The organism is Streptomyces sp. NPDC001970 (genome assembly GCF_053594115.1).
This window is the reverse complement of sequence record NZ_JBSFDW010000001.1, coordinates 271,870-283,601: the sequence shown is the minus strand read 5'-3', so window position 1 is coordinate 283,601 and position 11,732 is coordinate 271,870. Positions and strand designations below refer to the sequence as shown.

Here is an 11,732-nt window from a genome sequence, read left to right as displayed (position 1 = left end):
GCGACCAGCCGTCGACCACTGTCCGAAAACCACCCGGTGACCGCCCTTGCCGACCGCATCCCGCAACAACCGCGTCACGGTGCGAGTTGGTGAGCGGCCCTGTGTTCCCCGTACGTACTTCCCCTCCGTAACCTGTCATTCCAAGGAACGGGGCGGGGGCACGGGGCACGTGGAAAACAGACGGAGCACGGGAGCGGGACTGCTGCTGGCCGGCCGGTACCGGCTGGCCGAAGGCATCGGTCGCGGCGGCATGGGCAAGGTCTGGCGCGCCCACGACGAACTCCTGCACAGAACCGTCGCGGTCAAGGAGCTCACCGCCGGGCTGTACGTGTCCGAGGCCGACCGGACGGTCCTGCACGCCAGGACCCAGAAGGAGGCCAGGGCCGCCGCCCGGATCTCCCACCCGAACGTGGTGACGGTGCACGACGTCCTGGAGTACGACGACCGCCCGTGGATCGTCATGCAGTACGTCGACGGGCCGTCACTCGCCGACGCCGCCAAGGAATCGGGCCCTGTCCGCGCCACCGAGGCCGCCCGGATCGGCCTGCACGTCCTCGGCGCGCTGCGCGCCGCGCACGCCGCCGGTGTGCTGCACCGCGACGTCAAGCCGGGGAACGTGCTGCTCGCCTCCGACGGCCGCGTCCTGCTCACCGACTTCGGCATCGCCGCCATCGAGGGCGACTCGACGATCACCAGGACCGGCGAACTCGTCGGCTCCATCGACTATCTGGCTCCGGAACGGGTACGCGGCGGCGACCCCGGACCTGCGTCCGACCTGTGGTCCCTCGGCGCCACGCTGTACACCGCGGTGGAAGGGAGCTCTCCGTTCCGCCGTACGTCGCCGCTGTCCACGATGCAGGCCGTGGTGACCGAGGAGCTGCCGCCCGCCCGGAACGCGGGCCCGCTGGCCCCGGTCATCACGTCGCTGCTGTGCAAGGATCCCGGGCAGCGCCCGTCCGCCGCCGAGACCGAGCGGATGCTGATGGAGGCGATGGAGGGGCGCAGCCCGAGGGCGGCGCAGGCGTACGTACCGACGCAGACGGTGGATCGCGAGGAACGCCGCGCGGCGACGGCGCAGTTGCCAGGGCCTCCGTTCGCACCCGCCCCCACCACCGCGCCCACCGTTCCCGCGGAATCCGCGGCCCCCGCTTCGGCCCGGAAGCCGGCCGGCCGCTGGCGTGCGGCACTCCTGGCCGGCGCCATCGCCGCGATCGTCGGTGGCGGCGCGGGATTCCTGGCGATGCACTACGCGGACGGGAGCGGCGGCGGTACCCCGACCGGCCGTGGCACCACGCCGGGGCCCGGCGCGTCCTCGTCTCCCGCGCCCGCCAGGACCGGTTCCGTGCCGGAGGGCTGGCATCGGGAGAACGACCCCGAGGGCTTCAGCCTGCTCGTACCGGACGGCTGGACGCGGCAGCTGGACGGAGATCAGATCGACTACACGCCCGACAACGGCCGCCATCGCATCCGGATCAGCATCGACACGTCGCCCGACTTCGAGAACCCGTACATGCACCTGCTGGATCTGGAGAAGATCGTCGACGGGCGGGCGGACTACCATCGGCTGACGCTGCACCCCATCACTTACCGCGACCAGACGAAGTCGGCGCTCTGGGAGTTCACGTGGACCGAGATCAAGGACCACCCGGGCAAGCGCCGTGCGATCGACCAGGTCTATTACGACGACGACGGGACCGAGTACGCCCTCTTCATGGCCGGCCCCGCCGAGGACTGGCCCACGATCCGGCAGCAGTTCGACGTCATGGTCCAGAGCTGGCAGCCCCCTCCGTCTGCCGCCTGACGGCTCCGTTACCGTTTTGCATCGCTCAACTACGCAAGTAGCGACCGCAGTCGCGTTTCGCCAGGATGTGAACATGACGAACGACGGGGGACGGGCCCACGAGCCCACGAGCTATGCGCTGCAACCGCCGCAGCATCCGGTGCCGCCGCAGGCGCAGCACCCGATGCAGCAGCAGAACGGCGCGGAGCCCCAAGCCACGCACCAGGCGCACCAGGCGCACCAGCCCACCCAGTACGCCCCGCAGGCGCAGGCGCCCCAGGGGTCCGACGGCCGGCTCATCGGCGGCCGCTACCGCCTCGTCGCCCGGCTCGGCCACGGCGGGATGGGCACGGTGTGGCGCGCCCACGACGAGGTCGTGGACCGCGACGTCGCCGTCAAGGAACCGCGCGTGCCGGAGCACCTGGGCGAGCGCGAGCGCGAGACCGTGTACCTCCGGATGCAGCGCGAGGCGCGCGCCGCGGCCCGTATCTCCCATCCCTCCGTCGTCACCATGCACGACGTCGTCATCGAGGACGGCAAGCCGTGGATCGTGATGGAACTGGTCCGTGGTCAGTCTCTCGGCGACCGGCTCCAGGAGGGCACCCTCGACGTCCGTGAGGCGGCCCGCATCGGACTCGCCGTTCTCGGCGCGCTGTCCGCGGCGCACGAGGCGGGTGTGCTCCACCGGGACGTCAAGCCGGACAACGTGCTCCTCGGCAGCGGCGACCGGGTCGTCCTGACCGACTTCGGCATCGCCCAGGTCGAGGGCGAGCAGGGGCTGACGGAGACCGGCGCGTTCGTCGGCTCGCCCGAGTTCATCGCGCCCGAGCGGGTGCTGGGGCAGCGGCCGGGGCCGGAGTCGGACCTGTGGTCGCTGGGCGTCGTGCTGTACGCGGCGGTCGAGGGCATGTCGCCGTACCGCCGTTCGCACACCCCCGCCACCCTCCAGGCCGTGCTGTCCGCCGAGCCGCAGATGCCGGCGCGGGGCTCCGGGGCGTTCGGCATGCTGGTGATGCAACTGCTGCGCAAGGACCCGGCGGCCCGGCCGGGCGCGGCCGAGATCCGCGCGACGCTGGAGTCGGTGGCCAGGCCGCCGCAGGCGACGCTCGATCCGACCGCGGTGTTCGGGCCCGCAGGGGCCGGGGCGGCTTCGGGGACGGGCGGCTCCCGCTGGGTGCCGCCGGTCCTGCACCGCAACAGGCCCGCGCAGTTCAGCCTGCTCGGCAGCGTGCTCGCGGTCGCCGTCGCCCTCGTGTTGATCCTCGTGAAGCCCTTCGGCGGTGACGAGCTGCCCGAGGGATGGCAGGTGCGGCCCGAGAGCGAGATCCTCTCGGCGGACGTGGGCGTTCCCAGCGAGTACGAGCGCTCCGAGGGCGACAGCGGCGACGGCGTCACGTACCGCGACCCGAGCGGCGTCTTCGGCATCTACCTGGAGCACGTCGAGATCACCGAGGACAACGCCGACAAGGTGCTCGAGCCCAAGAAGGACGTGTGGGACGAGTACTACACGGCGGGCGGCGAGAACGGCGTGGACTACAAGGAGCCCGACGTCGACACCAAGGACGTCACGTACCAGGCCGAGCCGGCCTTCGAGACGACCGTCGACTACATCCCGTACAGCTCGTCGGGCGACGACCCGATCCGCTACCGCCTGCACGAGCTGATCGTGCCGGGCAAGGACAAGGAGAAGTCGTACTGGCGGCTGCAGGTGACGATGCCGGCGGAGGGCGCCGCGCGGCAGGACGGTGAGGAGATCTTCACGAACGTCGTCAAGCACCTGAAGATCCAGGGTCTGTGAGTCCGCAGGGCTCGACAAGCCCCTGATCAGGCCTTATCGCGCCAGTGATCACTGGCGCGATAAGGGACGCGCCCGGTCGGGGGTGTGAGGGCCTCGCGAAAAGCTGTTACCGACGGGTACCCAAAGCCTTGATTGCGTCATACTCTCGCCCCCATGACGGACTCGCAGGCCCTCGCCCCCCACCCCAGCAGTCACCTCGGCACGAACCCGGTCGCCGCCGCCCCGGCCGGCGCGCGCTCCGCCGCCGACGTGGTCACCCCCGAGGTGGTCGCCCAGCTCACCCGTGGTGTCGTCGGCTCCGGCCGCACCGCCAACCACACCCCGTTCACCGGGGAGAAGCTGGCCGACCTGCCCGAGTCCACCCCCGAGGACGTCGCCGAGGCCTTCGCCCGCGCCCGTGCCGCCCAGCCCGCCTGGGCCGCGACATCGCCGCGCGCCCGCGCCGCCGTGCTGCTCCGCTTCCACGACCTGGTCCTGGAGCGTCAGGCCGAGGTGCTCGACCTGATCCAGCTGGAGACCGGCAAGGCCCGCCTCCACGCCCACGAAGAGGTCCTCGCCGTCGCCGTCGCCGCCCGCCACTACGGCCGCAAGGCCCCCTCGTACCTGAAGCCCAAGCGGCACACCGGCGTCGTCCCCGTCCTCACCAAGACCACCGAACTGCGCCAGCCGCGCGGTGTCGTCGGCCAGATCGCCCCCTGGAACTACCCGCTGGAGCTGTCGGTCGGCGACGCGCTCCCGGCCTTCGTCGCGGGCAACGCGGTCGTCATGAAGCCCGACACCGAGACCGCCCTGACCGCCCTGTGGGCCCGTGACCTCCTCGTCGAGGCCGGACTCCCGGCCGGCGTCTTCCAGGTGGTCATCGGTGAAGGCCCGGTCGTCGGCCCCGAGGTCGTCAAGCACGCCGACTACGTCTCCTTCACCGGCTCCACCCGCACCGGCCGCGAGGTCGCCCAGGGCGCCGCCGCCCGCCTCATCGGCGTCTCCCTCGAACTCGGCGGCAAGAACGCCATGCTGGTCCTGCACGACGCCGACATCGACAAGGCGGCCGCGGGCGCCGTTCGCGCCTGCTTCTCCTCCGCCGGGCAGCTGTGCATCTCCATCGAGCGGCTGTACGTCCACGAGTCCGTCGCCGACGCGTTCCTGGAGCGCTTCGCGGCCCGTACGAAGGCGATGCGGCTCGGCAACTCCCTCGCCTACGGCGCCGACATGGGCTCCCTCGTCGGCGAGCGCCAGCTGGAGACCGTCAAACGGCATGTCGAGGAGGCCGTCGCCAAGGGCGCCACGCTCGTCGCGGGCGGCGTCCACCGCACCGACATCGGCCCGCTCTTCTACGAGCCGACGATCCTCGACGGCGTCGAGGCGCCGATGGCCGTGTGCACCGAGGAGACCTTCGGCCCCGTCGTCTCCCTCTACCGCTTCAAGGACGAGGACGACGTCATCGAGCAGGCCAACGCCACCCCGTACGGCCTCAACTCCAGTGTCTGGACGAAGGACGGCAGGCGCGGCCACGCCGTCGCCGCCCGCCTGCGCACCGGCACGGTCAACATCAACGAGGGGTACGCGCCCGCGTACGGCAGTGTGCAGTCGCCGATGGGCGGAATGAAGGACTCCGGTCTGAGCCGCAGGCACGGCTCCGAGGGCATCCTCAAGTACACCGAGGCCCAGACCGTGGCACAGCAGCGGCTGATCCCGCTGGCCCCGTCCTTCGGCATGGACGACGCGAAGTACGCGGCGTTCATGAGCACGTCCCTGAAGGTCATGAAGGCCCTGCGCCTGCGCTAGCACCCGCCCCCAACCCCGCACCCGCACGTTTCTCGACGAGGAGAGCCGCCATGTCCGAGGTCCCCCCTGCCCAAGAACAGGACGACTCCGCATCCGAATCCGGCTACGACTACGACGTCATCGTCGTCGGCTCGGGCTTCGGCGGCGCGGTCTCGGCGTTGCGGCTGACCGAGAAGGGCCACCGCGTCGGGGTCCTGGAGGCGGGCCGCCGTTTCACGCGCGAGACGCTGCCCAGGAACTCCTGGGACCTGCGCAACTACCTGTGGGCCCCGGCCCTCGGCCTCTTCGGCATCCAGCGCATCCATCTGCTCGGCAATGTGATGGTGCTGGCGGGCGCGGGAGTCGGCGGCGGCTCCCTGAACTACGCCAACACGCTGTACGTCCCCCCTGCCCCGTTCTTCAACGACCCGCAGTGGAAGGACATCACGGACTGGCAGGAGGAGCTGGCGCCGTACTACGACCAGGCGAAGCGCATGCTCGGGGTTCGCCTCAACCCGACCATGACCCCGTCGGACGTGCATCTGAAGGCGACCGCCCAGGCGATGGGCGTCGGCGACACCTTCCACATGGCGCCGGTGGGTGTCTTCTTCGGGGACGGGAAGGATGCCGTCGGCAGGGATGAGGTCGGCACGGCGAAGGCCGAGCCGGGCGCGGAGGTCCCCGACCCGTACTTCGGCGGTGCGGGCCCGTCGCGCCGGGCCTGCACCGAGTGCGGCGAGTGCATGACGGGCTGCCGCCACGGCGCCAAGAACACCCTCAACGAGAACTACCTCCACCTCGCGGAGAAGGCGGGCGCGGTCATCCACCCGATGACGTCGGTGGTCGCCGTCACCGAGGACTCCCGCGGCGGCTTCGCCGTCAAGACCCTGCCCAGCGACAACAAGCGCAAGAGCAAGGGGCGTACGTTCACGGCCCAGCGCGTCGTCATCGCCGCCGGTACCTACGGCACCCAGACGCTCCTGCACCGGATGAAGGACAGCGGGCTCCTGCCCCGCATCTCCGCGCGGCTCGGCGAGCTGACCCGTACCAACTCCGAGGCCCTCGTCGGCGCCCAGACCGACAACCGCCGCTACCGCAGGCGCCACGGCGCGGACACGGTCGACTTCACGCGCGGCGTCGCGATCACGTCCTCGATCCACCCGGACGAGCACACCCACATCGAGCCGGTCCGCTACGGCAAGGGCTCGAACTCGATGGGCAGCATGACCGTCCTCCAGGTCCCCTACAGCTCACGCCGGGTCCTGGCCTGGCTGGCCAACTGCGCCCGTCACCCGTGGCTCACGGTCCGCGCGCTGTCCAACCGCCGCTGGTCGGAGCGGACCATCATCGGCCTGGTCATGCAGTCCCTGGACAACTCCCTGACCACGTACCGCAAGCCCAAGGGTGTCGGCAAGGGCCTTCTCACCGCCCGCCAGGGCCACGGAGCCCCCAACCCGAACCAGATCCCCGAGGCCACCCGCGCGGCCTCCCTCCTCGCGGAGGAGATCAACGGCTTCGCCGGGTCCAACATCGGCGAACTGATGGGCACCCCGCTCACCGCCCACTTCCTGGGCGGCTGCCCCATCGGCGCCTCCGCGGAGTCGGGCGTCATCGACCCGTACCACCGCCTCTACGGCCACCCGGGCATCTCGGTCGTCGACGGTGCCTCGGTCTCCGCGAACCTCGGCGTGAACCCGTCCCTCACCATCACGGCCCAGGCCGAGCGCGCGATGTCCTTCTGGCCCAACAAGGGTGAGACGGACCGCCGTCCGGAACAGGGCACGGTCTACGAACGCCTCACCCCGGTCGCCCCGAAGTCCCCGGCGGTTCCGGCCGACGCCTTCGGCGCGCTGAACCTCCCGTTCCTGGGCATGCCGGCGGTCCCGCCCAAGTCCTCCTGACCGCCCCGGAACAGACGAGAGGCGCTGCACCCCCCTCCGAGTGCAGCGCCTCTCTTGCTGTGGTGCGGTGTTACGCGACCGCGTCGCTCTTGCGGCGCTTCATCGCGAAGACGACGCCGGCACCGGCGACGATCGCGATACCACCGGCGATGCCGATGGTGGGCAGCATCGAGGAGGAACCGGTCTCGGCGAGGTTGCCGGTGACCGGGATCTCCTTGATGTCACCCTGCGGCTTGGTGTCGGGGCCCTTGTCGTCCGGCTTCTCGTCGCCCGGCTTCGCCTCGCCCGGGTCCTCGTTCGAGGAGCCCGGAGCCAGGACGACGAAGTCGACGATCTCGCCGGCGTTCTCGGCGATGCACTCCTGGCCCTCGACGTCACCGAGGTAGCCGCCCGAGCCGAAGGAGTAGCTGTCGCCGGCCGGAGCGTTCTTGTCGATGGTGAGGCGGAGGTCGATCTTCACGAAGTCCTGGGACTTCATGGTCTCGACGCCCCAGAAGTAGCCGCCGGCCCACTCCTTGTCGCCGATGCCGACCCACTCGTCGGTGCCGGGAAGCTTGAACTCCAGGTCGATGTACTTGCTGAGGAACTTGTCCTCGTCGAGCTCGTAGTTCTCGACCTCGGCGTAGAAGGCGACCTCCTTGAGGTCGGCATCCGACTTGTTCGCGATGGTGAGGTTGAACTCCTCGGCGGCGCTGCCCGCGACGATCTTGCCGGGCAGGCCCGAGATCTCGATGTCGAGAGCCTGCTCCTCGAAGTTCTCGTCGATCTCCTCGCAGTACGGCGGGAGTTCGCCGCCGGGCTCTTCGCCGGGCCCGCCCGTGGTGCCGGTCTCGCCCGTGGTGCCCGTCTCACCGGTGGTGCCGGTCTCACCGGTGGTGCCGGTCTCGCCCGTGGTGCCGGTCTCGCCCGTCGTACCCGTCTCACCGGTGGTGCCGGTCTCGCCCGTGGTGCCCGTCTCGCCGGTGGTGCCGGTCTCCCCGGTCTCGCCCGTGGTGCCCGTCTCGCCCGTGGTGCCCGTCTCGCCGGTGGTGCCGGTCTCGCCGGTGGTGCCGGTCTCGCCGGTGGTGCCGGTCTCGCCCGTGGTGCCCGTCTCGCCCGTCGTGCCCGTCTCACCGGTGGTGCCGGCAGAGGTCGTGCTGGTGTTGCCGTCGGTCGCGTACGCGACCGGCGCCGCCAGGAAGGCGGCAGGGGCTATGACAGCCGTCGCGGCAGCGACAGCCATAGCGCGGCGAAGCTTCATGAAGACCTCAGCGAAGTCCGGCGTACCGCAGCGCGCGGTACGGAGTCTGGTGGGCCGTTCCCGGTTGTGGGGTCACGGGTGTGGCCGTTGGTTCCGCATGCATGACCTGTGACCGGAGGCATTGGTTGCACGGCGCCTCACAGAATCTTTATGTGGCCCCTGTCACATTGCGCTAGGCATATGCCATGGGTCCATCTCGTAACTCATCGCCGGTGCGGCCGGTCGGGCGCCTCGCCCAGCGGCACGCCTGCGCAGACGACCGGCCCCAGCCGGACGGCGAAGCCGCGCACGACGGGCGCGGAAAGGGGCCGGGTGACGGGAAGTCGTCCCGCCCTGCCCCGGCCGCGCAGCCGGAGGAGCCGCAGAATCCCCATCGCGGCCCCGACCCGCCTACCGCACCGCCCTTTCCCGAGCCCACGCCCGAGTGGAGCGATGCCGGCCGGAAGCCGGGCGGCCCGGTGGAGGAGACAGCCGAGGCCACAGCAGACAGGAAGGGCCCCGCGGACATCGCGTCCGCGGGGCCCTTGGCTGTCGGCACCGACGTCAGGGCAGCGTCGGTGCCGAGGGGCGGCGCCGGGGGGTGCGCCGCTCGTAAGGGGTGCCCGGGTCGGGGCGGCGTGCTCGCGGCCGCGCCGACGGTCTCGACCAAGGGCAGTGGTGGTGCGCAGTGCGGGACTCGCTGGTTCCGCATCGTGCCGGCCGACTGCGGCCGACACAGTGGTTCCGACCGGATGCGGCCGGCCCCGGGCGTCCCCGGAGCCGACCGCCCTTGGGGTGACCGGGCTGCTGTCCCCTGCCGACCGGTCACGCGCGCTGGGGCGAGGTCCCACGACGTACCTGCGGTACGCCACACGCCCCAGCGGAGCCACGCGTGGATTCTTCCTTCGGGCCCGCCCCTGGCTGGCACGGACATGGGGACCAACGAAGCCCCGCGGCCTGCGGTCACGCGCCGTACGGGTGAGAGCGGGCTCGTACGCATGTACGTGCTCAGATGCGGCCCCGGCACAGCTCCAGCAGCGTCATCGCCAGTGACGTACCCGGCTTGCCCAGGGCGTCCCTGTAGTGGCCGAGCACCTCCATCTCGCGCGAGAGGTTCACCCGGCGGCCGCCCGAGGTGATCCGGGCCTCCTGGATGACGGCCGAGACGGCCATCCGTTCCTGGATCAGACCGATGATGCGGTCGTCGAGGGCGTCGATGCGCTCGCGGGCGTTGCCGATCACCTGCGCGGCCTCGTCGGTGCGGGCTCCGGTGTCGGTCGAGAGGGAGGTGGCGGTCATGAGAGGGCTCCTTGGACGGTAGCCCCGGACCGACCAGCCCGGAAAACACAGCGCGCCCCGGGCCTTGTCGGCCCGGGGCGCCTGGGAAGTCGCTTGTCAGTTGCTCAAGCAGCACGACCATGGCAGCCGGCGGGCCGGATGCCATAGGTAAAGACGAAGGTCGAGTGCTTGCGCATGGGCGTCAGTATGGACCTCTCGTTCCCGCGGGTGCCAATCCCGGTTCGGATGGTGAGACGAAAAGGGACCCCCACGCGCCGGTAGAATCGACAAATAGAGACCCTCCCACCCCCGCCGGAAGGCCGCCGTAGTGTCCTCAGCGTCCCCTGCTGCCGCGCCCGACGTCGTCCTCGTTGTCGACTTCGGCGCGCAGTACGCCCAGCTCATCGCCCGCCGCGTCCGTGAGGCCCGGGTCTACAGCGAGATCGTGCCGTCCACCATGCCGGTGGAGGAGATGCTGGCCAAGAACCCGGCGGCGATCATCCTCTCCGGCGGCCCCTCGTCCGTGTACGAGGAGGGCGCCCCGCGCCTCGACCGCGCGCTCTTCGAGGCCGGCGTCCCCGTCTTCGGCATGTGCTACGGCTTCCAGCTGATGGCGCAGACCCTCGGCGGCACCGTCGACAACTCCGGCGCCCGCGAGTACGGCCGTACGGACCTGCACGTCAGCAGGACCGGCTCCACCCTCTTCGAGGGCACCCCGGCCGAGCAGCCCGTGTGGATGTCGCACGGCGACGCCTGCTCCGCCGCGCCCGAGGGCTTCGCCGTCACCGCGTCCACGGACGTCGTCCCGGTCGCCGCCTTCGAGAACGACGAGAAGAAGCTGTACGGCGTGCAGCACCACCCCGAGGTGATGCACTCGACCTACGGCCAGCAGGTCCTGGAGCACTTCCTCTACCGCGGCGCCGGCATCGAGCCGACCTGGACGACGCACAACGTCGTCGAGGAGCAGATCGCCCTGATCCGCGAGCAGGTCGGCGCCAGGCGCGCCATCTGCGGCCTGTCCGGCGGCGTGGACTCCGCCGTGGCCGCGGCTCTCGTACAGAAGGCCATCGGCTCCCAGCTGACCTGCGTGTACGTCGACCACGGTCTGATGCGCAAGGGCGAGACCGAGCAGGTCGAGAAGGACTTCGTCGCCGCGACCGGGGTCTCGCTGAAGGTCGTCGACGCGCAGGAGCGGTTCCTGACCGCGCTCGCCGGGGTCTCCGACCCGGAGGAGAAGCGGAAGATCATCGGCCGGGAGTTCATCCGGGTCTTCGAGCAGGCGCAGGCCGAGATCGTCGCCGAGGCGGGCGCGCACGGCGAGCAGCCGGTCCAGTTCCTGGTGCAGGGCACCCTCTACCCGGACGTGGTGGAGTCCGGCGGTGGCACCGGCACCGCGAACATCAAGTCGCACCACAACGTCGGCGGCCTTCCCGAGGACCTCGAGTTCGAGCTGATCGAGCCGCTGCGCAAGCTGTTCAAGGACGAGGTCCGGATGGTCGGCCAGGAGCTGGGCCTGCCGGACGAGATCGTCCACCGCCAGCCCTTCCCGGGCCCGGGCCTCGGCATCCGCATCGTCGGCGAGGTCACGAAGGAGCGCCTGGACCTGCTGCGCGAGGCCGACGCGATCGCCCGTGAGGAGCTCAGCGCGGCCGGTCTCGACCGTGAGATCTGGCAGTGCCCGGTCGTGCTGCTCGCCGATGTGCGGTCGGTGGGTGTCCAGGGCGACGGCCGGACGTACGGGCACCCGATCGTGCTCCGCCCGGTGTCGAGCGAGGACGCCATGACGGCGGACTGGACGCGGATGCCCTACGACGTGCTGGCGAAGATCTCGACCCGGATCACGAACGAGGTCGCGGACGTCAACCGCGTCGTGCTGGACGTGACGTCGAAGCCGCCGGGCACCATCGAGTGGGAGTGACCCCTACGCATACGTAGCAGGTCAACGCCGACGCCGTCGCTCATTCGTTTGGGCGGCGGTGTTGTCGTATCGGCTGG

Annotated in this window: 7 protein-coding genes; 5 read left to right on the top strand and 2 right to left on the bottom strand. The window is 70.8% G+C overall.

Going from position 1 to position 11,732, the window contains the following annotated elements:
- Positions 1–169: 169 nt before the first annotated feature.
- From ACWCP0_RS01315 to ACWCP0_RS01300, 4 genes are all read left to right on the top strand, one after another.
- Entirely contained in the window at positions 170–1,801 is a 1,632-nt protein-coding gene (locus tag ACWCP0_RS01315; RefSeq protein ID WP_451076813.1) for a serine/threonine-protein kinase, read from the top strand.
- A 73-nt stretch (positions 1,802–1,874) separates the two neighbouring features.
- On the top strand, positions 1,875–3,578 hold the full coding sequence (locus ACWCP0_RS01310) for a serine/threonine-protein kinase (protein ID WP_451076812.1): 1,704 nt from the start codon (positions 1,875–1,877) through the stop codon (positions 3,576–3,578).
- Positions 3,579–3,731: 153 nt separating this feature from the next.
- Complete coding sequence (locus tag ACWCP0_RS01305; protein ID WP_451076811.1) at positions 3,732–5,360, top strand: succinic semialdehyde dehydrogenase; 1,629 nt, start codon at positions 3,732–3,734, stop codon at positions 5,358–5,360.
- Positions 5,361–5,410: 50 nt separating this feature from the next.
- Entirely contained in the window at positions 5,411–7,240 is a 1,830-nt protein-coding gene (locus ACWCP0_RS01300) for a GMC oxidoreductase (protein WP_451076810.1), read from the top strand.
- 70 nt (positions 7,241–7,310) lie between these two features.
- Here the strand turns inward: ACWCP0_RS01300 and ACWCP0_RS01295 are convergent, their stop codons facing one another.
- Together ACWCP0_RS01295 and ACWCP0_RS01290 are read right to left on the bottom strand one after the other, a co-directional pair.
- Positions 7,311–8,462 (bottom strand): LPXTG cell wall anchor domain-containing protein, encoded by a 1,152-nt coding sequence (locus ACWCP0_RS01295; protein WP_451076809.1) that lies wholly within the window; start codon positions 8,460–8,462, stop codon positions 7,311–7,313.
- 1,005 nt (positions 8,463–9,467) lie between these two features.
- Entirely contained in the window at positions 9,468–9,758 is a 291-nt protein-coding gene (locus ACWCP0_RS01290) for a chorismate mutase (RefSeq protein ID WP_351235452.1), read from the bottom strand.
- A 307-nt stretch (positions 9,759–10,065) separates the two neighbouring features.
- Here ACWCP0_RS01290 and guaA point away from each other — a divergent pair, with 307 nt between their 5' ends.
- Entirely contained in the window at positions 10,066–11,655 is a 1,590-nt protein-coding gene (guaA, locus tag ACWCP0_RS01285; protein ID WP_451076808.1) for a glutamine-hydrolyzing GMP synthase, read from the top strand.
- Positions 11,656–11,732 lie beyond the last annotated feature (77 nt).